Genomic DNA, 24,424 nt, shown 5'->3' with positions numbered 1-24,424 from the left:
GCCCTTGATTCGCCCTACATGATTGAATGAGGCATCAGGACATCTTATGGACTCAGGAAACACTCTCTCTCTTTCTTTTCCACAGAACAGTTTGCTATACTGGCGATCAGGCTATCGATGTTCCATTCTGGCAGACGACGAAGTATGGGATAAAAATTGACCCATTGACATGCGAAAGCCCCGACCTACCGTTCGCATCTGGCATTCACACCGACATGCGCAAAGGGCACGATGGCCTCGCCACGCTGATCCAAGAACATCTGAAGAAGGATCCATTCTCGGGGCATCCGTTCGTGTTCCGCGGCAAGAATACCTCGCTCCTGAAGATCCCTTTTGGGATGGCACGGGGCTTTGCCTGTTCACCAAGCGAATCGACCGTGGAAACTTCTGGTGGCCGGGTTGGCCGAGCCAGGTGGCTAGGTGCCGCTGTCGCCGGCGCAACTCGCGACGCTGCTCGAAGCGATCGATTGGCGTACGCCGGAGCGCTTCTGGCGACCGCATCTGGCCAGGTGAAATTCGCAGCAAAGACGCAGCAAATCGAGGGAAGTTGCTGCTCAGACACGGCTGATGTCGTCGAGGATCGCGACGGTGAGATCGAGCGTCTTCACTCGATCATCAAGCAGCTGCAGCGCGCGCAGGTCGGCTACCGTTCTGTGAATCGGCTTGGAAAATTGGAGGCGCCGATCGGGAGGGAGTTTTGGAAACCGTTTTACAGGGTAGCTGGCCTGCAGCGATCGTCACCACGGCAAGTTTGAGACTCGGGGCGGTCGCTAAAAAAGCAGTGGCTTGCCGGCTATCTCAACGAGGTCAACGAGGTCCGAAAGATCCGACCGTTGGGGATTGGTAGCAATAGTGCCCGAGGCGATAGGAACCTCGACACCGAGCTCTCTCCTAAACACTTGGGCGTCTGCCTCCACACTGACTCCGATGCGGCCGATTCTCAGTACCTTGAAACCACTTTGTTTCAATACGTCCGCAGCCAGTTTCATCCGCACTGGCTGGGAGCCAGTTTGTCCCGGCGGCATTCGAACACGTACCGTGGCCCTCGTTTTCATGACCAGTCACCTTTCATGGCGACCAAGCATACACGGTTGTCAGCCATATGGCAGGCGATTGGTTATCAAACTTGTGCGAGGGCTTTGGCCGCGTCGACGAGACCGTATCCAACCGCGTTGTTGGGCTGGCCTACGGCCGGGAATCCCATTGCATTGCGTCCTTGAGAAATCGGTGTGCATGACCCGGTAAGCATGGCTTTGACTTCGCTGGGCGACAGGGTGCGCCCCTTTGCCTTGGCTCGCTCAAGCATCAAAGCGACAACCCCAGCAATTTGCGGTGTCGCCGAGCTCGTCCCTGATGCGCCGACCCATCCGTCATCGGGAAGCGTACCGTCGCCGGCAGGATAATCGGCGCCTCCTAAGTCTCGGTCCATTTCGTTTGCGGGCTGGGTTGGCATCATGATGTAGATGGCTCGGGGGGTCTGGCCGCATAATCCCGCTACATCCGGCACTCTCCGATTCAAGAACATACCGCTCATATAGCCGCTGGCATAGTTACTTGCCTCCAACCCGAAATTCTCGTCACTGTAAACGCCCCCCACGGAAATCACGTCGGGCTCACTGCCCGGCCACGCATAGTGGCCGTTTCCTGACGCGAAGAGCACAATTTTGCCTTCGGCAATGACATCCAGAAGGGACGCTTGGAGGATCGGAAAGACCTGCTCTCGGTCATAGCCCCATGAGCAGCTTATGATATCGGCTCCCTGATCGGCAGCATCCTCGATTGCATCCTGCGGGGGGTCGGTGTGCTGGAAGCCTAACACCTCCGCACCGGGAGCGACCGCAAAGACGTTGTAAGTGATTGCCGTGCCGTGCCCCTCCACGTCGATGTGCGGGCGCGGGGCTGAGTTCGTCTTTACCGGCGTCAGCGCGAGCTTGTTTTTTGTGTAGTAAGGGTGCGGAAAAAAGCCTGTGTCGACGACCGCCACGCGGACACCCGCCCCGGAGACACCTTTAGGCACATTTAGCAGCTTGCGGATCGCAGCTTCATTGAGTGAATGGAATTTTGCATTGGGCGGTTTTGCACTGGGTTGCGCGAAGAACAGAGGAGGAGGAATGAACACCAAGTGATCAACGCCATCGGCTACTTTGCTGGAAACACTCAATGACTTTTCGGGCGCCAGAAACAAATCTTGCGGGCTTGGCTTCCAAAAGCTCTCCGCGAACATCCGAGTTGAGCGCAATGGGGACTGCTGCGGGCTGGCCTGCACGACCAGTTTTTGCCCGATAATTTCCTGAACAACATGGGCCGGACCGCGCATCGAAACGGAGAAGCGGCCGCGCCGCACAACCGTGCAGCCGGCGGCCTCAAGTTTTTCGAGCGCACGTTCCCGTTCCTCTGGAAGCGGTCGAAAGGCATCGATATTGCCGGAAGTCAGTAGGCCAATCTGTGCTTGAATGGGCTCACCGCTTTTCGTCGAGGTTGCGACGCTGAACGGCACCTCCTCTGCCAAACGGGCGATGCGCTCAGCCAACGGCTTGGAGGTTTTGACGATCGGCTCGAGACCCACTCCGAATGACAATACCTTAGGCGTGGGCCACGTGCGCACACGACGCACCACAATCTTTGCCTTACCGATCGTTGTTCGCGAAATTTTGCGCGCTGCCATACCAGCCCCCAAGGCTCTTGTTAAGATCACTCGCCGAGCGCCGGCGGTGCCACCGCCTAAGTTGTCAGCGCCCCTGCCCGTCTGGAGACGCCAGCTTTCTCAGGGTGGGGTAGAACTGCACCCACACATTGTCCTTGCTCGCATGGGCCTTGTGACAGTTGGCGCACGCGACATCCGGAAAAGCCGGAGCTGATGGCAGGACCATGGCGCCGTTGTTGAAAACATAGTAGGCCCATGCGGACCCGCTGGGCTGCCGGCCAGGTCTGCTTAAATCCTTGACCGCGACCTGAAGGCCCCGGAAGTCGCCGTTGTATTGTCCTGCGGCCAGGACGCCTTTGGGTTCTCGGTCCGCGGCGGCGAATATTTCCATAACCAGGGTCGTGGGATCCGCGAACTCTCCGGTTTCTACAAAGACCTTGTAGGCGTGGGGATCGAGGTAGACATTGTGGAACAGTGCTTCGACCGCGCGCTCGGCCTCAAGCGAAGTCATGGCGGCAAGATTGTTCTTGTAGGACAAGCCCAGGTTAGAGCCCACAAAGACCCAAGTGTCGAATCCTTCAGGAACCTTAAGCTGCCCATTCTCCTCGTAGGTCGGTGTAAACTCCGAGGGGTCGGCGGCAACGGGACTTGCCATGCTTAGCAACAGAACGCCGAGCACAGCGGAACGGGCGGGTGAACCCTTACCGCTCATCTTAGCTTCGCTCCACAACATGTGAGCCCGCGGCGTCCTCCACGACCACCGAAGCAACGGTTGTCGACAAGATTTGCTCCTTGATCGTGGTTGGGAAAGGGGTTCCCGCCTGGCCAGCCGGCAGCGGCTCCGTTACCAGTCGGTATCGCCGCGTCTCGATGGTTGGATCGGTGAAGTCAAACCAGGCCCTCGAACTCACATCGTCAAGCGTCGCATTGCAGCTCAAGGCCAGGTTTGGACCAACTTGCCGGAGCTTATAGTTTGATCCAGCTGCCAAGGTGAGCTTCTTGCATCCCTCAGCCGTCCATCGCTCGAAGACAGCGATCCACTCGTCCGGCCAAGGCCCTCCTGTCATTCGGGTGGGCATGGGCGTGGCGTTGGTGAGCTCGACAAGAATCTCCTCAGCGTGCGCGCATACAAAATCATAATTCCAAAGGTCTATCGGATCCGGTCCGATGCGTTTGGGCAGCATGTGTGCCCAGTCGATCACCCGAAACATCGGCCGAATATGCAGTTCAAATACCGGCGTCCGGGCCATCTACCGCTCCTCAATCTCAAGGCGCTGGATGAGATTTGAGATCGAAGCAAGGCGGTCATTGACCGAGTCCTGAAGGTTGACGCGCTCGGCGGGCGGTACAAGCGGTAGCGCCGAGGTGACGACCGTCAACTGCCAGCCGTCCAAGAGATCCCGGCCATTCGCCTTGCTCAGATCGACATATACGCTCGCGCCGCCATGGTGGCCGTGTCCTGCGCGACCCTTCCAAATCACAAGGCGGTCAATCAAGAAGCCGTCGCGTTCTGAGGATGGACCGCCGGCTAATGGGTCAAAGCCCGCGGGATGAACATAGACCAGGATTTCGTAGCTCGCCTCAAGAGACGGCGACACACCGACCAGCTTGAGCAACCGCCTCGCGCCCTCCTTGGTTGGGGCGGCCACGCTAGTCGTCATCGCGCGCAGGCCAACTCGATCGGGCGACAGCGCGTTGGTTGTTCGGGTTCCTGCCATCTGTATTTCGGCCTCGCCATCCGCCGCGAAATCGAACTCATACAGGTAACCCAAATCCATCGTCGCGACGATCATTTGGTTGACGGTTCGACTCTCCGGTTCAACCCACACGGTAGCCGCGCCATTCTGGGCAGTTTGGCTATTAAGTCGCTGCCAGCGAGCCCAGGTAAGGTCGATGAAACTGTGGAAGGACCAGAAGATCGGGTCCTCGGCTGCAGTTCCAGGATCGCCCATTGTGGGGCCGATCGTACCATGCATGGTGTTGTGGGCATGAAGCTCAAGATAGCCGTAGCTCGGTGCCGGCTTTGCGTCCCCTGCAAACAGATTCCAGTCGTCTTCATTTATCGCGACGGCAATATCGGCGGGATCCCATTGTGCCGGTCCCGCGTCAACACCCCACCGGCCAGCATGAAACAGCGGCGAAGCCGTATCTTCGAATGCTTTCGGAAAGCGTTTGCCCGAGGCGTTTTCCTGCCAGTTCCAATATGGGAGGGTAATGTTCGAGGTACGAGGAGGATCCGATGCACGTAGGAGATCCTCAAAGAGCAGCAGGTGAATGCGGTGCCAAGGTAGGAATTCCTCGCTCCCATGTTCGCACGAACCAACCGTGCCGTCCGGATGAGTGCGATCCGCGTTGTGAAGTGCGGCTTGATAGTCGTACCCGGCGGGATCATTCGGATTGACCTCGCTCCGCTTCCGGAGAATCGAAATCGCATAGCCGTAATCAGCGACTTCCTGCGGTGTCAGCTGATCGATGTTTTTCCTCGTGCGCGTTTCGCCCGCCACGGCGCGCGAGTGGAGTGCATTGAAGAGCCATGGGCCAGTGAGGCTTCCGCAGGTGAGAACGCTGAGTACTGACCGTCGGCTAAGCATTGCTTCCCCCTTGGGTACTCCGAAAACCGGACGATGGATGAACCGTCTAAAACACGGCCTGTCACAGCTTACTGTCGGCGGCGTGACTCGGGCGTGACAGCCCCGGTAGCGGAATGATTGTCGTCTGATTGCCGGTCCGCAGCTGCCGCCGGTTATGAAAAGGTAGTGCAGAGTTCGCCGGGCTACGGAAGAGAATTCCTTCGCTGGCCCAATCGGGCGAACCTTCAGCCGCCGGACTATGCAGGCGCGTTTTGCTCAAGCCGGGGAGCGCCTTGGAATTAGTCGGCAACCCGTGCCAGCGACTTGTCACGCCCGAGTCACGGCGCTGCGGCTACGCTTCAATCCACTTCCGCGAACTGCAGGGGGGTCAGCCCGGGTTCGTCGCAAAAGACTGGAGTGCACGAAGGCCCACGCAGCATTTGTTCGCGTGGCAGTGGGTGCTTCTGATGAGTAGCGAGGAGAATTGACAGCCCAATCGGAGAGCAGACGCCATGTCGTCGTCCTTCTACCTTCCAATTCTCGGCACAATCTTATTCTGTATTCCGTCCCTTGCATTTGCCGAGACAAATATTCGTCTGGCAAGCTGGAACATCGCCAATTTCCATCACCACGTCGACGTGGAACTTCGCGAAGGAATTGGTACAAAGCGCCAACAAGCCGATTTCGAGGCGTTAAAGCGTTACGCTGAAGGACTGGCCGCTGACGTAGTCGCACCGCAAGAGGTCGGAACCCAGGAGGCGGTTGCTCGCCTGTTCCCCGCGTCCGAATATCAGACTTTCATTGAGTCTCGATATGTCGAGGACACGCAGGCCGCAGCCTCGAAGGATATTCACGCAGCTGTCGTCGTTCGCAAGCGAGATGACAGCAAAGTCCTTGAGCAAAGGGACATCCTCGGCCTTCAGATTGCCGATGTTGATGAAGACGGAGGCACTCACTACACGCGACGCGGCACGGCTTTGAAATTGGACGTGTTTGGGACTTCGGTCTGGGTGGTCTCGGTCCACCTAAAGTCGAGCTGTTCAACGCAGGCCGCGCCCGATCAGAGCACCGATACGGATCGCTTGATCTTCTGGCAGCAGCGGCTCCCGTTGAAGGAATTCATCGACGAGCGAGTTGCGGAGCACACGGCCTTCATCATCGCCGGTGACTTCAACCGGCGTTTCCGCCAGTTTAATTTCCAGGATCCGATGTGGCGTTTTCTAAATGGCGAGAACCTCGATGAGCCGCTTCTCGTAGCGTATCCGGAGACCGTCACAAGGAAGTGCCCAACGCGACTTGGTGCAAGCACCCAGCCAATTGACTGGATCGTGATGGACGCGAAGGTATCGGACTGGTTCAAAGAAGGCTCGTATCGGGTAACGCGCTCCAAATTCGCCGATGTAAGCGCCGCCGGTGGGCAAGGGAGCGATCGGTTAAGTGATCACTGCCCAATCCAGATTGATCTCGTCCTCCTCTAGGCACAGCGCGCAAGCGAAAACGCCAGCCATGACCAGTGATCAACGGGATCGGATTGAGAGAATGCAGATGTACGACGCCTTATCCTCAAGCCGGAGCGAACATAGTGTCGTCGAAGCGCTCGCAGTCTACTGAGGTGGCTAGCCGCGCCCAGCCGCAAATTTTGAGCCAGGGTGGGCATGTTTCAAGGACGCAGTTTCGACATGATGCTCGGCTGGAGAAACAGGCTGTTTTTTTGCGAATAGCCGCGGATAGGGGGTTAGTGGCGAAAAGCCTTGCGTCAAATCGTGCCATGACATCCCGAACGACGTTTCGATTGCTACAGAATGCGAACCTCGTTGGGTCGGATACGGTGCGAAGGAGACAGCCGGGAAGATCACCGGTGACCTAGCCGTCCGGGTTTATGTTAGACGAAAAATTCCCCTGGCTGATCTCGCACTCGATCAGAAAATCCCTCGGTTTGTCGCCGGAATAGCGACTGATGTGATCCCGATCGGCCAGCCGCGCTTTCATTCCAGGCCTGCACATCTCGGCATCGGAATCAGCCACGTGCGAGGCAAGGCAGGCTCCCTGGGCTGCTTGGTACGAAAGCCCGGCGATGAGGCCTGGTACATACTTTCGGCGTGTCGAGCCACGTTTGGTCGCCGATCATGTTGCTTGTTCACAACTCGGTGGTTGAGGGGCGTATCCGCCTTCCGCAATCTTCATGAGCGCTTCGAAATGAAACTCGAAATGCATCCAATCCCGATTCAGCAATAGCCCGTGCGAATGAACCCTGTCTCCTCCATCGTGCGAGCGAACCCGCGATTTCACGGTCACCGGCTTTCGTGGTCGCGATGTTCGATTTGCGCTTCGGGGCATCATTTTGAGGTGCCGCCGTCACATTACGGCGACTTGCGTTTCATTTCGCGCCAAATTGCAATCAGCAAGCGCGTCGCGCCGGCCGTCATGTAGGCGTGAGAACCGCGCTTGCTACCAAAAGCGTCATTCGCCATAGTCCGCTTTTGTGCCGTCCACCCCTCATCCATTCTCCATCGCTCGCTTTCGGCTGGCGTTCATGTAACTGCCGAGCAAATCCGAAATCGCGGTGATCGCACTCGTGCCGCCGGCAAGCAGCCCGGCAGTCAAAAGCACGTCGACTGCCTTGAACGCGGCCAATTGACATCCGCTCGGCATAGGCGCGAACATTGGCGCCAGGACCCGTACGCCGACCAGGCTGACCGCCAACGAAATCAAAAACGACAACGCCAATCTCTCAAGATCAATCTTGCTCTCGGTAACCGCCAGATCAACATTGACGGTTTCCAATACTTTACCCTGGTTACTGATTTGTTCCCGCGCTCCTGCGAGCAGGTTATCCGGCCCAACTACGATGTCCTTCGCATGGGCCATCGCCGCGGGCTTACTTGACCGGAAAGCTTCCTTGATGACTTCTTCGTGAGTGTTGAGAGCCTTCTCCAAGGCGACGCGCTTGGCGTTAAAATCCTTGCCGGCCACCCTGACCCTTTCCTCTTGCTGCTTGCGCTGCTCTCCAAACCAAATCTCAGTCAGGACGGCCGTTGCTCGTTCCGTGACGGCCGCGATCGCAAGAAAACTGGCAAGGAGGTTCGGGATGACGCTGGTCAGGAGATCGGCTTTGAAACCAACGTTTTGAAAACCGACATTCGTCGCCACCAAAACAGCCACCAATGCGGCTACCGACGCACCCCACTTGCCAAGCAAAAGGCCCTTCATTCACCCCTCCATTTTTCGACATCGCCATCCCACAGCTGGCCGGGTGGCGGGGCGCTGCTGACGGACAAGCGACGTTGCAACGCCCCGGATGACCGACCGACACCCCAATCGGGCTCGCATCACCAAGCCAAGCTTTGTCGCTGGTACTTGAGAAACTGGCGAAACTTATTCGCGGGGGCGTCATCGCTCCCGAACTTATCCCGCTCCGCTCGCTCTATTTCACCGACAATCGCCCTTGTGATCAGCGTAAGTTGGCGATCAAACGCGCTTGAACTGCCGCCTTCCTTCTCGATAGACCCGGTCCAAAGCAATTGTCCGGAAAGACGCGAAGATGACTCGCTCCGTTGTCGTGGATTGACCATGCTGAGCCAGAAGCCAAGCTGAGTTGTCGTTCGAGGCGCAACGTGGAATGCGTACGCTTCGGCAGCGCTCGAGTGCGAGGGCCAGTTCCCTGTGCCGCACTCCACAATATCAAGAGCCCGATAGTTGGAGAGGGAGAAAACGATCTTCTCGTAGAGAGACGCGTCGACGGTATCCAGCCCGAACCCATTGAGCGCTCGCGTCAGCAGTAGGAGCGGTCGCTCGCCCTTCCTTTTTGTCGCCGAATCTCCACAGGATGACGCCGAAGCGATGTCCGGCCGACCAGACAGGCGCGAGCGTGCCAGCTTGTCCCTTAGTTCTTCGAGTTGCGGTGGCGGAAAGCGCCCTCTCTCACCTCGGTAGGCTTTGAGGCAGCGTGCATAGGTGAGTTCGGGCGTGTTGTTTCCACGGTTGGCTAGCGCATCCTTGAGTTTCTGGGTCCAAGCGGCCTGGTCCGCGGGATCATCATCAAGGAGTCGTTCGGCAATCGCGTCAGCCAACAACATCGGTAAGGTTGCTGTTGCCAAGATACGGCGTAAGGCGTTTAGAACCTGCTTCTTATACCAAGCACGTTCTATTGAAACCCATTCCACCAACTCTTCTTCGAGGCCCCACCCAAACTCAATGCCTTCAAGAAGCTCTTCGCGGTAGGTTTCGAGCAAAAGATTTGCCTTCTCTTCCGCTCGATTCTTAATATGCTTTGTGACCCCAACCAATTTCAAATTTTGCCGCAAACTGACTACGTCAAGAGAAATCTCGGAAAGCGCCAAGGATCGCATGGACCCGGCTGATGGCACGATGTCTACCCCAGCAGTTTGCCGGCGAATACGAACTGACAGTTGCCGGAGCGCAGCCGCGGAAGCTCGTTCCGTGGACTGCGGCCAAAGCATGGACCTGATTTCCTGAACCTGCGCTGTAAAATTTCGGGTGGATGAAAGTAGGGCGATCAGAGCGTATCCCTTTGCCGGGATGCTGATCGAGCGGCCACCTATGCTAGCCGCAGGGCGGCCCATAATTTTTACTTCGACAGCCAAGCAACCTGCCCCACCTAATATTTAATCCGTTGGCAACATTACGCACTGTCGACCAATTTGCAAGAAATGATTACCAACCTTCAAAGTCTGGCTCGGAATAGTCAGCAATCAGCGTTATAGGTACAATTCGTCTGGCCATTCCGACTGTTTCAATAGTAACTTGCATCAACCAATAGCCCATCTCTGGACTGCTCGTCCTGCGCGCGGATTGATAGTGACTTCAGACGTTTCCACTACGGTCGCCACCTGCGGGCGCCATGGATAACTCTGTCGATTCACCAACACTGTTCAGGTGCCGATAGTTCGCGCGTAGACTATTGGCTGTTGTCGCATTTCTTCTCTGGATCTGGCTTCCATTCCGCAGCTTTGAGCAAGGTGCCCTGCTGGCAGATGTCGGCGTCACCACTGACAGTGCCCGTCACGGTCCCGTACGTGCCAGGAACTGGCTTCGGGCTGGCATGCGTAATGTTGTAAAGCTGGTCCTTGTCTTTCAGCACGACACAGCCGCTTTCAACGCCCTTCTCCGCGCATCCTGAGACATTCACCTGCTGGGCTTGAGAACCGAATGTAAGCGCCGCCAACGCCGTGGTTGTGAAGATAGCTAGAGCAAGCTTTTTCATCTCATCCTCCTAAGGTCAGTATTGCTAAGCACATGCGCGCCGTTGGCCTTCAAGTGCCTGGATCCCTTCGATAAACGGTAGCTGGGTTCCGCGTCGGACCAGTAGCGAATAATCGATACCAAGGATCTTGCGGACGCTGGCAAGTGCGGCCTCATTCACCTCGATGTAGGCGACGATGTACCATTCGCCATTTTCTTCCCTGGCCATGCCCAGGGGCTCGGCTCGCCACTTCAGCGCGCCGTGGTGAGGCATGAAGTAGGTTTCCTGGACGCCGCCGACAGCGCCGAGGCCCTCGTCGAGCGCGTATTCCATCACCGCGCAGCACAGCTGTGTCAGCGTGCCTCTCAAGCCGGTTGAACGCTTGCCGGGAACGACGAAGGTGCGCGTCCACTCAGCCCAATCGGAACGTCGGGGAACGCCCGACCTTTCACACATGTGAGGAAAGACCTCCGAGACCATGTGCGGCTCGCTCGTTGGGATCAATCGAGCTGAGGTCACCACACGACCATCTTCGAGACCCAGCAGGTACGTCGCCGCGTCCGTATCGAACTGGTCCAGCTCCCGACCGTCGGGGCTTGGAGGGCGCCAGCGCTTCTGATGCACGAAGAAGTCGTGCCGGCGGCGCAAAAACTCGTCGAACTCGCTTTCATAGAGGTGCTTATTAAGCGCATTGACGACATGAACAGCAATCATCGCGCGATCCCCTATCCTTCCCCAGAAGGATAGTTGCAGCCGCGCTAAAGTACGTCACCTGTCCGATCGGACAGTTGACAGGCCTATGGGTGGATTAGCCGCCTGCGAACCGCCTCAACGACCGCTTGCGTGGTTGTGCCGACGCCAAAGGCGTCACGTGCCTGCATTGCATGCCATTTAACCGTGCGCTCGGTCATGCCGAGGATTTGGGACGTCTCCGACAAGGTTTTGCCGGCCGCTGCCCACAGGAGCACTTCCTTTTCCCGCTCTGTAAGTACGCTATCAAACTCGCCATCGACGTGCGCCAACGCCTGGATTGACATGCCGGCGTAGACCGCCATCGTTACCAGTTGCACCTGTTGGCGGGGCGACAGACTGCACGCCTTTTGCGAAGAGGCGAAGGACAGCACTGATTGCCAATGATGGACGCTAAGCATCGGCACAGCGAAGCCGCTCCAGATGCCGAACTCCGTCGCCTCGCCTGCAACGCGTCGGGAAGCCTCTGTGTCAGACCATTTTGCCGGCACTTCGGCCCAGAGGAATGGCTTCAAAGTTTTTGCCGAGTAGATGCAGACGCCGTCAACTGCTGCATGCTCTGCCTCGATATAACGTTCGAACCAACCCTCAGGCCAGCCGTTCAGTTCAACCATTGGGGCAAGCTTTTGGCCGCCAAGGGGAACACCGCTCAGGATCAGGTGCTCGAAGCCCAGGTTTCGCACGGTATCGAGAAGATCGCTCAATAGCGGCCCGGTTGCCGTGTGCTTCCGGCAGCGTTCGACAAAGTCGAATACATCTGAATCGATCATCGAATAGACGCCCCAATTCGTATGCCCCGATGCAATTATGCGCCAAATTTGGCAGCTTGTAATATCTTATTAAAAAAGGGTAGTGGTGTTTCAAACTCACCCACTACGTTACATTGCGCCAAAATGACGCTCGAAGAACGCAAATATCCTGGTGAGCTTGCATCCGCACAGCAGGTTCACACCCTGGCGGAAGAATACCGTAGAGCAGCATGCCATCTCCTTCAACTCGGCCGACCCGGCAAGCCGCTTTCCCGAGCGCCGTTCAGAATGGCGGCAATCCATGCGATTGAACTCTATCTGACTGCGCTTTTGCTCCACTTTGGGCTCAATCCCAACCAGATCCGTAGGATGCAGCACGACCTGTCGGCGCGGACGGAACATGCTTTGGAGTCGGGGCTGCGACTTCGCGCCAAAACGGCCAAGCATCTTCAGTCCCTCAGCCAGAACCGAGAATATCTCGTTACCCGTTACGGCCCGGAACTCGCAGCAACCGCCTCGCAGTTAAACCGTCTGACCGCTACCCTCGAAGAGGTGGCGACAAAGGTCACTGTATTGATCACGCTGCCGCCGAAAAGGCCCAAGCAAGCACACTCGGCTATCGACGAGCTTGAAGGCCAGTATCCAGCCACCCTGTTGCAAGAACCGAAACCCAAGGACACGACAAGTGCGCGCCAGTAGCAACGGATCACACTGCAGCGGCAAATGGCATGCCACCGATGGGACACGCCAGCGTGCAATTCAACGTTGCTTCCCACGGTGATTTGAACATCTCAATCTCTCCGTGATAGGTCGGCGTCGGGATCTCTTATTTGCCGAGCGTATCGAGTGTGGCCTTGACAAGATTGCTATCTGGCCGCTTGCGCACCTACCGCCCTGGCTTCTTTGCGCGGTTGTTTTCGGCGGGAAGCTGACCCTGGACCCGAAACTGTCGGGACATTTCCGGCTGGCTCAAGATAGGGAAGTCGAGTTTAGCTGCCTTGACATTGTGGCGATTTCGACCGGCAAGGCCCTCTTGTGGCATACAGTCGAGATACGAGCTCGCGGCAGAGCAGTCACGGTGTCGGGCACTATCGGGTGACGCGGCCGCACAACTGCCCGCAGACCTTCACGCCTTCATCAACACTCATATCTTTGGTCTGATCGATAACGAGAGAGAGTGCTTCCTCGATGTCGACGACAGACTTCGGGAGATCACCGAAGGCAATAGGCAGTATCTTGCCCAGGCCGATCTCGGCAGAGCCATTGCCAGCGTCCCTGGCGCCGCGGCAGGCGCCCTCTCTCACCCGCTTCTCAACCCAAACTTAATGCCTGCGGGGCTCAAAGCATCCCTCCCTGCCTCATTCGCCATGCTAACCGATCCGGCTGTTCGCCACGCTTACAATGAAGCGTTCGTCAGATCTGAATTGCAAAAGTTCCAGACATTCTTCGACGACCTCGACGGGGGTTCGTTTTCCCGCCAGCAGCGCGAGGCCTGCATCCGCCTGGAAGACAACAACCTGCTCGTTGCCTCCGCAGGGTCCGGCAAATCCGCGACGATGGTCGGCAAGGTCGCTGTTCTGGAGAAGAAGCTCTATCGGCCTGACGAGATCCTGCTTCTGGCCTACAACAAGAGCGCAGCCGATGAACTCAAACGAGGGTCATTGAGGCAATCGTCCAAAGCCTCGTCGATAGTGATCCGGAATTCGCCCGACTGTGGAGCGACCTTCTCGTGGTTCATCCCAAGGCCGACATCCCAGTGGAGTTTTTTGACGCCCAGGCCGACTACCGCCGCTATGTGTCGGATAGCCTCAGGAAGGGTAAGGCCACTATCGGCTCCCTGCCGGGCGTGATTGTAAAGTCGCTGCAGGAACAGAAGATCGCCAACTGGCTTTGGCAGCATTCCGTCAGCTTCGCGTATGAGCGGCAGATCGCGGTAGAGGACGATGACGGCACGGTCCGCCATCTACATCCCGATTTCTATTATCCGCAGACCGAAACCGTGCATGAGGATTTCGCGCTCAACGCCGACGGAACGTCGCCCTTTGCGGACTATGCCCTGCACGCCGAGAAAAAACGGCAGGCATATCGCCGCAAGGAGATCGATTTCTTCGAGACGACTTCAGCCCAGGCCAGTAACGAGACGCTGCTTAGTACGCTTGAATCAGAACTGGCGCAGCGCTCCATGCCTTTTCGAGCGCAAGACCTACGCCGAAATCACCAAGGCACTCGACCCCGTCGTGATCAAGCACTACCACCAGCTGATATCCACCTGCCTGAAGTTTATCGAGTTTTAAATGGTAGTTGGAAGTTCAACAACACCCAACCAAAACCGTAACGTGTTTCGCGTAGCGGCCATTGAATCACCGAAATTGGGCGGAGGCTGACTGGTACCTGAAACTGTGCAAGTTAGCTCCTTGCCAGAGTTTCAGTTGATCGATTTCTTGCAGACAACGCGCGCCGTGACGGTCAGATTGTCGGCCACCCGCATGATAGAACATGATCGGTGTATCCTTGACTGTTAGCAGGCAAGTTCACGTTAGTAACATTCCTTGAAATTCCTTCCGACTGAATATTCACGTCTTCATCGCTGGTTTCGCCATCGCTTTTTCTTAGCAGACGTGGAATTCTCCCTACATCGCAAGGGATTGCTCGCTCCGCCAAATCATTCCGACTGGTGGCCGTCTTCGCGATTTGGAGGATCCTCAATGTCCGACGAGACGCAGCACGATCCAGAACAGGCGCCCTTCGAAGTTACCGACGTCTTGGGAGGTCCGAAGCTCGAAGACGGCATCGGACTGTGTCTATCGGGCGGCGGTTTTCGCGCGATGCTGTTTCACCTTGGAAGCCTGATCCGATTGAACGAAGTCGGCTTGTTACCCGCCATCAACCGGATATCGAGCGTTTCGGGCGGATCGCTCGCCGCAGGCATCCTGGCTGCGGGTTGGTCAGAGTTGGGTTTTGCTAATGGCGTCGCCACTAACTTCAACGCGAAGGTTTCGGAGCCCCTACTCCGGCTCGCCAGGAAGCATGTCGACGTGCCGGCGATCCTGTTGGGCTTCATTCCGTTCGTGCACGCCGCCAACGTGGCCGCAGGCGCCTATGAGCGGACAGTGTTTCATTCGAAGACGCTGAGGGACCTTCCCGATCACCCCCAATTCGTCTTCACCTCCACGAGCCTGCAGACCGGCGTGCTGTGGCGTTTCGCTAAGGAATACGCGGCGGAATGGCGGGTCGGAAAATGGACTGAGCCCAATCTGAAGCTGACTCTTGCCGTGGCAGCCTCGGCCGGTTTTCCTCCGTTGCTTTCGCCCACGAGGATCAAGCCCCCCAAGTCCAGTATCAAATCGTGGGGCGAACCTTCAACGTTGACGGCGTCGGCCTTCACCAAACGACTGTTCCTGACCGACGGGGGTGTATACGACAATCTCGGTCTCGAACCGATTTGGAAACGTTATCGGACGCTCTTAGTCAGCGATGGCGGAGCGGCTACGCAACCGATCGCCCGACCGTTCACGAACTGGTACTCACAATTTCGCAGGGTGCTAGATGTCTCGCTTCAACAAGGTATCAACACCCGGGTTCGCATCTTGCATGGTCTTGAAAAATCGCAGGCCAGAACGGTGGCCTATTGGGGGATCGGCAAGGCGGTAGACAGCTATGGCAAGGGCAATCCGCTGGAGTTTACGCCGCAGATGACCGCTGAAGCGGCCAGGGTACCGACGAGATTGACGAAGTTTCCGAGGGAGACACGGCAACTGCTGGTCCGTGCTGGGTACGCGCACACCGCAGCAGCGCTCGCGGCCAGCCGGATTCAGATACCCAATCCTCTCGCCCCGAATTTCGACCGGCTCCCAAACGTCGCTTAGCGGACAATCGATGTCTTTCGTAAAGCAGAAAACCGCATACGAAGACTGGATGCGGACGGCGGCCGAAATCCCTTACGCATCGGACGTCCTGAGGCTCGCGGTGAGCGTGCGTCTAGCCGACTTCCGCATCCAAGACCACGAAGCCGCAACCGCGATTTTCGAGGGCTACCGTGCGGGGACTGCTAGATCCTGGTCCGACGCTGCTCGACGAGAGGGAGATGTGGATGCGGGACTATGTCATGGTCAGCGACCAGGAGCGAAAGTCGTTCTGGGAAGAGATCGACAGGCGTCCCGACGCAGAACCTTCGGAGGATGCGGGGTCGGCGCTGCTCGCAGGTTTTCCCGTTGGTTCTTCGATCGAGCGTTACGCACGCATCACCAAGGGCGGAGGTAGCCTAGGCCGACCACGCTTCGTCGCCGTGGCGAGATGGCGCGGGGGACGCATCGCTCGCGAAGCCAAGGCGCTTCTTCCATCCGGATGGGATTTGGCAGTGGGGAACGCCGGCAGAACGAACAGGTTCGACGACATCGTTAACGCCCCTACGCGCGCGCCGGATCCCTTTCTGCACACGGCACACGGATTCATAGTCAGGCGGATCGCCCCCGACACACGCAAGATCGAACGCGGCTCAGACTTCGCCCGCAGGCTCGACACGAAGCTCCTAAGAGCCATGGGTTCGGAGATCGGTTCGATTCACGCTTCGACGCCACGTCTCGTCGAAGCCATCCTCGACGATCTCGAACGCAGGGACGCAGATTGGCTACAGGCCGCGAAGGTCGCGGCTTCGGTCGTTGAAGCGGACTTCGCGAATGGAAGGCGCCGGCCGGCAGTGGCAAATCGACAAAGGGGGATTGATCTTCGCGGGAACAAGCATAGAATGCCTTTCTATTTAGAATGGCATATGATTATTTTTCCACCTCCAGTATGTTCTGGGACGGTGTTTTGCTCAATTGTTCGGTCATGCGGGTGTCGCGAAGGGCAGCGATCATGAACGGCCAAATTCAAGGGGGGGGATATGGTTCAGTTCGATTTCGCACGCTTGAAGAAGGTCGCTGATCAGGTCGACGCACTTCAGCAAGGCCAGTTGCTAGGGAAATTCCAGCCGACCCGCATTCCAAAGATCGATTTTCCAACCACCCCCCTCAGCGTCTCGTCATTCGAGGCGGGCGTGAGCCCCGATTGCACGTACCGATTGATCTCTGCGGCGCTAGAAGAGGCCAAGCATACGTTGCTTGTATACGTCTATGAGATTCATGCCGACTACATGGTCGAGCTCGTCAAGAAGGCACACGAAAAGGGTGCCAAAATTCGTCTCATGTACGACCGCGGGGGCACCCATCCCGAAGAACGCGAGGTGCTTGATGCGCTCGAGGACGACGGCTTCGAGGTCAGGCCGGCGCCGTCGAGCGGCGGGCGTGGTGTCTTTACGGTCTGCCACCAAAAATTCGTCGTGATCGACGGCAAGACCGTTGTCGTCGAGAGCGCGAACTGGGCCAAAACTTCGATACCACTCATTGAGCAGGGGGACCCTTTCAAGAAGGGAAATCGCGAATGGATGCTCCGCATGGACGACGCGGAAATTTCCAAGTTCTTTACCTCCGTGTTCGACGCCGACTGGAACATCCCCGATCTTGGTGGGCCCGGCGCACTAGTATCGGTCGACGAGGACGACATTGTCGAGGCGCTAATGGTGCCCGCGGAGCTTGTTTCCTATCCGCAGAAAGTTTTCGAGATCGACAAGTTCGACGGCTCCGTAGACGTCATGCCGATATTTTCCCCCGATAACTACTTCGATGTCATCTCGGATCGCCTGGAGAAGGCCGAAGAAAGCATCATTCTGCAACAACAATACATCCTGGCGGGCGACAAGGTCGACGATCTGCTCCAAATCGTGGCGGAGCGCCGCGACAAAGGAGTCGACGTGCGGATAATGGCGAGCGCCACGTTCCCGAAGAACTGGAATCTTACCGTGGAGACCTTGGACGCGGTCGGGCTCAAGGACTGTCTGAAGGCGCTGAACCTCAAATTCTTTACACACCTCCACAACAAGGGGGTCATAGTCGACCGCACACATGTGGCGGTCTCCTCGACAAATTGGAGCGCCAATTCGATTACGAAGGCGCGTGAGGCGGGCGTACTCCTGACGTCAAAGCACCTAGCCGGCTACTACGCCAAGGTCTTCGACGAGGATTGGGACGAAGGCATCGCTGCGGACGACGTCAAGAAGAAGCTGCTAGAAGTGAGCGGCGGGGAGATCGTCTGAACATGGACCTTCTGCGCCTGAGAAGGCGGGAGCTCGAGCGGCGAACAAAGGAACTGCCGGCGGAAGTCGCGGAGTGGAAGACTCTCGCCGAGACCGATCTCGACTCGAACTTGCACTGGAGCCAGATGGAGGCGATCGCCGATTTGATTGCCGCCTTTAGCAGCAGGTACGACACGCTGCTCGGCAACCTACCATCTGAAAACGACCAGTCCTTATACGAATCCGGTCTGTACGACATTTTGATGGCGATTGGGTCGGCGCAACGGGCCTGGGATTTCTTCCGCAGGAAGTTCGACCAGCGCAGGTCCGACCGCTTCCGCAAGCGTCTGCGGGCGGCCGACATAATCGCGATCGACTGCTATGACGCCGCGATCGGGGCTGCGAAGGCCAAGGGATGGATCGCCGCGGAAGACGTGAGAGAGCCGCCCCTCACCTACCTCAGTCCAGAACTTTCTGCGATGACCTGGGCTCGCGGTACCCGTCCGAATGACGGGCAAAGCGAGGAACTCGCAGGCAGTACCCTTCCGATTCCCGTGGTGGAAGTGCCTTATGACCAGACGGCAAACGTGTGGGAATTCCTCTCTATCTGTCACGAGGTCGGCCACGAGATCGATGCCGATCTGAAACTGCTCTCGGCGATCAAGACGAATCTTTCCAAGGCGTTCGAAGGCACCGCGTTGCCGCAGCCTCGCCAGAGGCGTTGGCTGGGGTGGGCCTCGGAGATATTTCCTGATCTGCTCGCGCTGCATTTTTCGGGTCCCGCCTTCGCGTACATGCTGCGCAATATACTGATCCTTCCTCCTAACCAGGTGATGCAGATCATCCCGGGTGACGCACACCCAAACCATTATATCCGAGTAATGCTGTGCACCCAATACATCAGGACTATGGGCGCGGCCTCGCCGGACGCGACCTTCCGCAGCGCACTCGAACAGCATGCCGACGCGCTGGAAGCCGATTGGAAGCCGCTGTATGAAGATTCCGCGGCCCTGAACGACTACCTGGCCGACATCCCGCTGGTCATCGCTGGAGTGATGGATTCGGCGATACCCGCCATGGAGGGCGCGACGTTGCGTTCCCTGGTGGAGTACTCGAAGGAGCACGAGGACGCGATCACGAAGGGCGCCACCTCGCTAAGGCAACTCAACTCCCAGTTCGGCATCGCCCCCCGCCACGCCGTTTCGGTGGTGAGGATCGCAATCAACGACGCGATCGTGAACAACTCCCTGGACAAGGAAATAGATGCCCTCTCGACCAACGCTATCCAGCTTCTCGAGCACAATGCTCCCAAGGGCAAACGCAGCATAAATGATCCCCTCGCCTCTTCCCCCTCAGCACGCAAATCCAGGATTGATCGTTTCGTATCGCAAGAGTTGAGTAGGTCGCTGCAACAATAGAAAGGATGACCAACATGGACCTGATCGTCCGCTTCACTCGCGAAAGCAGCCTGCCAAACGCGAGAGGCTCCTCCATATCTCCCGAGCAGGTTTTTGGCTCGGAAGAAGCCTATTTTGTCGCATGGGCCGCCTCAGAGGAGGAGATGTCCGCCCTGCCGGCATCGGAAGGAATGCTTGTCAGCCTGCCGCCGTGGTCGAGCGATCCGTCGTCGGGGCTGGCCTCAGACTGGCTGTGGGGATTGGTGCCACCGGAGGCCCAGCAAAAGGTCGCGATGGCGAATGAGCCGGTCCAACTCATGATCCAGAGTGGTAACGTGGGTGTCGACCTCCTACCTTGGGAATCGCTTCTGCGCTTGAATCTGAACCCGGTGGGATTCTCGGTCGCTCGTCTAGTGCCGTCGTCGCTCAGACCACCGCCGCTCACGGTCGTGCCGCCGCTCCGCATGCTGCTTGTTTCGTCTAATGCGCACGACGATATCGCCTTCAATGAGCGCGACAGGTCCATTCTGCGGGAATCTGCGGATTCGCAATTCTACGACGTGAGGGAAGCCAGGCGTGCGACCGGAACGAGCGTGATGGAAGTCGTGCAAGAATTCGATCCGCATATCATTCACTTCATGGGTCACGGAGGCATCGTGGGCGGCGAAGGCGCCGTAGTTCTCCGTGACGAGACAACCGGGCTGACGAACTGGATCCGCGCCTCGCAGGTCTCCCGCGGTCTGCCGGTATCGACCAGGCTGCTGTGCATCAGCACCGGTTTTTCGCAGCGCAACTACGACATATCCGGCCTAGTTGGCTTTGCGCATGCACCGCAGTCCGTTCGCCTGCCCACCAGCATCGTCAACCGGTCGGACGTCGACGAGAGCGGTGTCGCTGCGTTCTGGGGCGAATTCTATTCCGAGTTGATAGCCGAACGTGGAAACGTTCTCAGGGCATACAACACCGCCGTCGCCCGGCTTGCGCGCGCTGGGACGTTGACCCCAACAGAGAGTTTCTCGCTGGTGATTCGCGAGGACGGATACAGACCCCTGAGACTCGGAAGTACGATCGACCCGATGCAGCATGCGGCCGAGGTTCAGGCCCAGCTGGCTGCCAGGCTGGCGACCGACTTGCAGGAAAAATTGAAAACGTTCGGGGATACCGAGATGGGGAAGGCTTTGGGGGAAAGCTATGACGAAGAGCGGTCGCGCTTCTCCGACTTATCCTCGACTGCCGAGAGCTTTAAATCGGAGTGACTACAGATGCCGTATGACGAGTTCAGGCTGCAGATAACGCCAGACATCGACGGACAGTTGGCGCTTCAGATACTCGAAACACCCATAGCCGCATCCGCTGGACCGAAGGGGCGGCCCGAAGCTGTGTTCGCGGCAGCGGACCTGGCAGCGATCCGCGACAAGGCAAACTTCGGCAATGGGGGCAATTTGGGGGAAATGCAACGTATCGGTGAAGCGGTCTACAAATCCGTCACCAATCCTGCCGTGCAGGCAGCTCTCGACGCAGCGCTTCAGATATCTTCCGACAACAATCGGACCCTTCGCATCGTATTTTCCACTCTTTCGGTAGACGGACCGCAGCAGGGCGTTCGCCTGTCCGAAATTCCCTTCGAGACCATCTACACACCCGGAAGCGGGTTCTACGCATCAGCCATGCGGACGCCTGTAAGCAGGACCCTCGTTGCCAAGCCGGACCGAAAGACCGTTCCGCTCTCACCGCCACTGCGCATCTTGGTGGTTGCGGCAAGCCCACAAGGGTGGCCGCCGGCCGACGTCGCGAAAGAAACTGCAACCGTCAGGGAGGCGTTGAAGGAACTGGACGCGAACCGCCTTGTGTCGATCGATCAGTGTACCCCACCGACGCGTGGCGAATTGAACAAGCGGCTGTTGAGTGGCGGCTACCACGTCCTGCACTTCGCAGGGCACGGGGGCGTCGGGCAGATTGGCGGTGATCCTACGCCGCGTGCGTTTCTTTGCCTCCAGGCGGAGGATGGAGGCCTGGATCCTCTCGACGCATTCACGTTCGACTCGATGTTAAAGAATTGCCCCTCTGTAAATCTTGTCGTCATCACCGGATGTTCGACAGCGGCGCTTCCGCCTCAGATTGCAGGAGCTCCGTATGCAACCACGGCATTCAACGGAATAGCGCAGCGGTTGGTCAGCCCGGGAAGTCTCTCGAATGTGTCGGCGGTCGTCGCGATGCAGTTCGATTTGGAATCGGCGGCGGCAGTATCTTTCAGCGGCAGATTTTACGGGGCGCTGCTCAATCCCGGTACCACTATCGACGAGGCTGTCACTGAAGCCCGATCGCAGATCGCCGCAACGACGTCGATAGGATCTCCTGGGTGGGCGAACCCGGTCCTTTACTGGCGTTGCAATGACGGTCGTCCTTTCGAGGTGCGAACCTATCAAGACGAAACACTTTCGCCGGACGATGAGAAGAAGATCATGGCGCTCAAAATCCAGGTGGAGGCCTATCTGAGCAGCCTGCAGGATCTCAGGATGCAGCCCGCGGCGGTACAGGCAGTCGCCTCGGACTTTCGGCAGTCGATCGTCGCGAAGATTGACGGCTTCCTGGCGCAGATCAGCGACGTTATGGGGAATGCGATAAGGTTGAAGGGCGGTCGGTCGGACGCGAACGACGAAATTGGGTTTGGTCTTTCCGCGAGGCTCAGCGCCGCAGCGCGAATCGATAAGGTGCGGGCAAAGATCAGCTTCGAGGAGGAGGCCTTCGACTTCACATCTGCGGCAAAGGGTGACAATGTGTCAAAGGCGCCGCTCTCCAACGCTGCGGCTGGCGTGCTGGAGATATTGATCGAGAACGTATCGGCCGGCGCCATATGGCCGGCGGGTGAGTACGAGATTGCGCGGTTCCGCATGAAGGTCAAGGACCGCACTCAGAGTGCCCGCGTCCTGACGGTCTTCGAATTGGATATCGAAGCAGACCCTGTTCGTTTCTATTCTAGCCTTGATGGGTATGCCTTTCTGACGTGAGCCGATTGAGCCGGCCGATGGCGCACCGCGGCTAACCGCTTGCCGAGGACGACAAGGTCAACCGCTCCCACCCATTTATGACCTCTTCGACCAGTGGGCTAACCAGCCGATCCTTGTCATCGGCGCCGCCTCGCCGCCACATTGTCCGCGTCAGGGCTTCGTATCTGCCGCCGCTGTAGAGGACCGTCCGGTCTGGGCGACGCTGCTTTGAGGGCTGCTATGGCCTGGGAGACTGACCGCGGCCCAGGCGAGGTGGGGACTGGCGAAGGCTATCCCGTGGTCGCCCTGAACTATTCGGCCGCCTGATAAGCGCTGGCAAAATCGTTAGCTTGGGAAGGAAGGCTGCTCCGGCCAAGAAACCTACCTCAACGCGTAAAGCGAAAGCCTGATCTCAATTTTGCGAAGCGCTCGCTGGGACCGGCCGCAACGCGGTCAGGATCAAGAACCTAGCGTGCGACCAAGCGACACCAAGCGCTACCCGTTGTCCAGCGTGGAAGATGATTGCCGTCGTGGTTTCTCCGACACGCCAGCGCCCGGCAGACCTTCCTTTCTGGCCTTGGCAAACGCCCGGTCGCCTTCCAGGAACCCGACCAGCATAAAGGGAATCAGTTCAGCCACGGTTTCGGACTCGCCATAGGTCTGACGGTAAAGTGCGGCATAGTCGTTGAGTGCTTGGCTCAAGTCGGCGCCAACGGTGATGGTGATCTTCGAAGGCGTCCGGTCCGGAAGTTTTCCGAGTTTCAGGTTAGCCATGAAGTCCTCCTCTTCACCCCGTGTATGGTCGCAACACGAGGTCCTTGTGCACGATGACGCGCAACGGCCAACCAGGGCGGACGGTGATCGTGGGTTGGATGTTCAAGTTCTTTTCAGTGATCCGTTGGCCGGCTTGACTGACGTTCTGCTGGGTGGATTCACGAATTGCCTTGACCAAGTCGCTTTCGTTTTCCCCAAAGCTCAACTCGGTTCCGACGCCGAGCAATGTGGCTACCGCGACGCCCTTGATCAGCTGCCAGGTGTGGAAATCCACCTTGTCCTCAAGCCCGGCATAACCGGCAGCGTCCGTTGCCGGCAGATTGTCGATTTGGATCGATGAGCCGTTCGGCATAACGATGCGTTGCCAGACCAGCAGCGCACGTTTCTGGCCAAAGGCGACAACGCTGTCATAGCTGCCGATCAGACGAGAACCTTGAGGGATCAGCAGGATGGTCCCGGTGACGCTGTCGTGCACGTTCTCGGTGACCTGTGCGACGACAAGCCCAGGCAAGTCCGAATTGATGCCCGTGATCAGACTTGCCGCAATCACGCTCCCGGCCATGATCTGATAGAGCGAAGCCGGCGTTTGTAGCGCATGTGGATTGTAGATGCCGTTCGTGCTCCGTTGGCTGACAAAATCGAGCTTGCGCTGTTGGTTGTTCTGGTCGCCTTCGGCCGGCGCTATGGAAGCTCGCGCGCCTTCGGCATCGGATTGCGCCGGCGGTGCATCAAACGGCGGCCGCCTTCCCTGCCCACTGGCGGCGACAACCTCCTGCAGCGGCCGGTTTTCGCTGCGGAAGAGGACTTGCGACTCGCGCGCCTCAATCGCTTGTTGTGCAAGCCGCTGGGCCTCGGCGGAAACGTCTTGCCCTGGTGCGATGCCAAGCTGGCGCTGGTGCTCGAGAATAGGACGGCCGAGATCCCCAGGCAGCGGCGGTCCAAGCACCGGAGCCTTCGGCTTGCTCCCGGAATAGTCCTTGGGCAGCCCGTCGAGACCCTCGGCGGTCGGCTTGCGGTCGGTGTTGTAAAGCTCTTCGGCTTGCTGCTTCAGGCGCAGCGCCGGCCCCTGCAGCGCCATCATCGTGACGCCAAAGATGGTGCCGGAACCAACCGCCGCGATCGCGACGATGACACCGCGCCGGAAGCGCACAGGTCGGCGCGGCGAGGCTCGCAGTTGCAGTTGCTCGGGATCGAGTTTCGGCGGGACATTGGGGCGAGTGGTGTCGGTCATGAGCGCTCCC

Annotated in this window: 22 protein-coding genes and 1 pseudogene; 11 read left to right on the top strand and 12 right to left on the bottom strand. The window is 58.1% G+C overall.

Annotated elements, in window-relative coordinates; all coding sequences use genetic code 11:
- Positions 1–26 precede the first annotated feature (26 nt).
- On the top strand, positions 27–755 hold the full coding sequence (tnpB, locus tag NKI96_RS27035) for an IS66 family insertion sequence element accessory protein TnpB (RefSeq protein WP_352807040.1): 729 nt from the start codon (positions 27–29) through the stop codon (positions 753–755).
- Positions 756–1,120: 365 nt separating this feature from the next.
- Here tnpB and NKI96_RS27030 read toward each other — a convergent pair whose 3' ends face one another.
- The 4 genes from NKI96_RS27030 to NKI96_RS27015 all read right to left on the bottom strand — a co-directional run bounded on the left by NKI96_RS27030 (position 1,121) and on the right by NKI96_RS27015 (position 5,235).
- Positions 1,121–2,665 (bottom strand): S8 family serine peptidase, encoded by a 1,545-nt coding sequence (locus NKI96_RS27030; protein WP_352807037.1) that lies wholly within the window; start codon positions 2,663–2,665, stop codon positions 1,121–1,123.
- A gap of 64 nt (positions 2,666–2,729) precedes the next feature.
- Positions 2,730–3,356 carry a cytochrome P460 family protein gene (locus NKI96_RS27025; protein WP_031204492.1) on the bottom strand — a complete coding sequence of 209 codons (627 nt, stop codon included), beginning with the start codon at positions 3,354–3,356 and terminating at the stop codon, positions 2,730–2,732.
- A 1-nt stretch (position 3,357) separates the two neighbouring features.
- On the bottom strand, positions 3,358–3,894 hold the full coding sequence (locus tag NKI96_RS27020) for a hypothetical protein (RefSeq protein WP_023685861.1): 537 nt from the start codon (positions 3,892–3,894) through the stop codon (positions 3,358–3,360).
- A complete protein-coding gene (locus NKI96_RS27015; RefSeq protein WP_023685860.1) occupies positions 3,895–5,235 on the bottom strand; it encodes a tyrosinase family protein in 1,341 nt (446 codons plus the stop codon).
- Between the two features lie 491 nt (positions 5,236–5,726).
- Here NKI96_RS27015 and NKI96_RS27010 point away from each other — a divergent pair, with 491 nt between their 5' ends.
- The gene (locus NKI96_RS27010) at positions 5,727–6,692 is read left to right on the top strand and encodes a hypothetical protein (protein WP_352807034.1); all 966 of its coding nucleotides are present in this window, start codon (positions 5,727–5,729) and stop codon (positions 6,690–6,692) included.
- Positions 6,693–7,710: 1,018 nt separating this feature from the next.
- Here NKI96_RS27010 and NKI96_RS27005 read toward each other — a convergent pair.
- From NKI96_RS27005 to NKI96_RS26985, 5 genes are all read right to left on the bottom strand, one after another.
- Positions 7,711–8,424, bottom strand: a complete 714-nt coding sequence (locus tag NKI96_RS27005) for a hypothetical protein (protein WP_023686013.1) — start codon at positions 8,422–8,424, stop codon at positions 7,711–7,713.
- A gap of 119 nt (positions 8,425–8,543) precedes the next feature.
- Positions 8,544–9,818, bottom strand: a complete 1,275-nt coding sequence (locus NKI96_RS27000) for an AfsR/SARP family transcriptional regulator (protein ID WP_352807031.1) — start codon at positions 9,816–9,818, stop codon at positions 8,544–8,546.
- Positions 9,819–10,132: 314 nt separating this feature from the next.
- On the bottom strand, positions 10,133–10,438 hold the full coding sequence (locus tag NKI96_RS26995; RefSeq protein ID WP_352460398.1) for a hypothetical protein: 306 nt from the start codon (positions 10,436–10,438) through the stop codon (positions 10,133–10,135).
- A gap of 24 nt (positions 10,439–10,462) precedes the next feature.
- Positions 10,463–11,131 carry an acyl-homoserine-lactone synthase gene (locus NKI96_RS26990; protein WP_023686010.1) on the bottom strand — a complete coding sequence of 223 codons (669 nt, stop codon included), beginning with the start codon at positions 11,129–11,131 and terminating at the stop codon, positions 10,463–10,465.
- Between the two features lie 83 nt (positions 11,132–11,214).
- Positions 11,215–11,937 carry a LuxR family transcriptional regulator gene (locus NKI96_RS26985; protein ID WP_352460397.1) on the bottom strand — a complete coding sequence of 241 codons (723 nt, stop codon included), beginning with the start codon at positions 11,935–11,937 and terminating at the stop codon, positions 11,215–11,217.
- 123 nt (positions 11,938–12,060) lie between these two features.
- On the opposite strand from NKI96_RS26985, the gene NKI96_RS26980 reads away from it, so the two are divergent.
- A complete protein-coding gene (locus tag NKI96_RS26980; RefSeq protein WP_352807028.1) occupies positions 12,061–12,615 on the top strand; it encodes a hypothetical protein in 555 nt (184 codons plus the stop codon).
- Between the two features lie 389 nt (positions 12,616–13,004).
- Here the strand turns inward: NKI96_RS26980 and NKI96_RS26975 are convergent, their stop codons facing one another.
- The gene (locus tag NKI96_RS26975; protein WP_352722685.1) at positions 13,005–13,220 is read right to left on the bottom strand and encodes a hypothetical protein; all 216 of its coding nucleotides are present in this window, start codon (positions 13,218–13,220) and stop codon (positions 13,005–13,007) included.
- A 21-nt stretch (positions 13,221–13,241) separates the two neighbouring features.
- On the opposite strand from NKI96_RS26975, the pseudogene NKI96_RS26970 reads away from it, so the two are divergent.
- From NKI96_RS26970 to NKI96_RS26935, 8 genes and pseudogenes are all read left to right on the top strand, one after another.
- Positions 13,242–13,514: pseudogene (locus tag NKI96_RS26970) on the top strand (UvrD-helicase domain-containing protein); the annotation flags it as partial.
- Positions 13,515–13,645: 131 nt separating this feature from the next.
- Complete coding sequence (locus NKI96_RS26965; RefSeq protein WP_352807060.1) at positions 13,646–14,251, top strand: hypothetical protein; 606 nt, start codon at positions 13,646–13,648, stop codon at positions 14,249–14,251.
- A 370-nt stretch (positions 14,252–14,621) separates the two neighbouring features.
- Complete coding sequence (locus tag NKI96_RS26960) at positions 14,622–15,782, top strand: patatin-like phospholipase family protein (RefSeq protein WP_352807025.1); 1,161 nt, start codon at positions 14,622–14,624, stop codon at positions 15,780–15,782.
- Positions 15,783–16,006: 224 nt separating this feature from the next.
- Positions 16,007–16,774: a hypothetical protein gene (locus tag NKI96_RS26955; RefSeq protein WP_352807023.1), complete on the top strand. Its 768-nt coding sequence runs from the start codon at positions 16,007–16,009 to the stop codon at positions 16,772–16,774.
- Positions 16,775–16,798: 24 nt separating this feature from the next.
- Complete coding sequence (locus NKI96_RS26950; protein WP_352807020.1) at positions 16,799–18,046, top strand: phospholipase D-like domain-containing protein; 1,248 nt, start codon at positions 16,799–16,801, stop codon at positions 18,044–18,046.
- Positions 18,047–18,048: 2 nt separating this feature from the next.
- Entirely contained in the window at positions 18,049–19,443 is a 1,395-nt protein-coding gene (locus tag NKI96_RS26945; protein ID WP_352463430.1) for a hypothetical protein, read from the top strand.
- A gap of 14 nt (positions 19,444–19,457) precedes the next feature.
- Positions 19,458–20,678 (top strand): CHAT domain-containing protein, encoded by a 1,221-nt coding sequence (locus tag NKI96_RS26940; RefSeq protein ID WP_352460392.1) that lies wholly within the window; start codon positions 19,458–19,460, stop codon positions 20,676–20,678.
- A gap of 6 nt (positions 20,679–20,684) precedes the next feature.
- Positions 20,685–22,430 carry a CHAT domain-containing protein gene (locus NKI96_RS26935; protein ID WP_352807016.1) on the top strand — a complete coding sequence of 582 codons (1,746 nt, stop codon included), beginning with the start codon at positions 20,685–20,687 and terminating at the stop codon, positions 22,428–22,430.
- 474 nt (positions 22,431–22,904) lie between these two features.
- On the opposite strand, the gene NKI96_RS26930 is transcribed toward NKI96_RS26935, so the two are convergent.
- Positions 22,905–23,183: a DUF2274 domain-containing protein gene (locus NKI96_RS26930; protein WP_352807013.1), complete on the bottom strand. Its 279-nt coding sequence runs from the start codon at positions 23,181–23,183 to the stop codon at positions 22,905–22,907.
- Between the two features lie 13 nt (positions 23,184–23,196).
- Positions 23,197–24,414, bottom strand: coding sequence for a TraB/TrbI/VirB10 family type IV secretion system protein (locus NKI96_RS26925; protein WP_352807011.1), 1,218 nt, complete (start codon positions 24,412–24,414; stop codon positions 23,197–23,199).
- Between the last annotated feature and the right edge of the window lie 10 nt (positions 24,415–24,424).

This window comes from Mesorhizobium sp. M0292, from assembly GCF_040321695.1.
In the GTDB taxonomy this organism is placed as follows: domain Bacteria; phylum Pseudomonadota; class Alphaproteobacteria; order Rhizobiales; family Rhizobiaceae; genus Mesorhizobium.
Note: the sequence above shows the minus strand (reverse complement) of the source record. Positions and strands in the feature narration are given on the sequence as shown.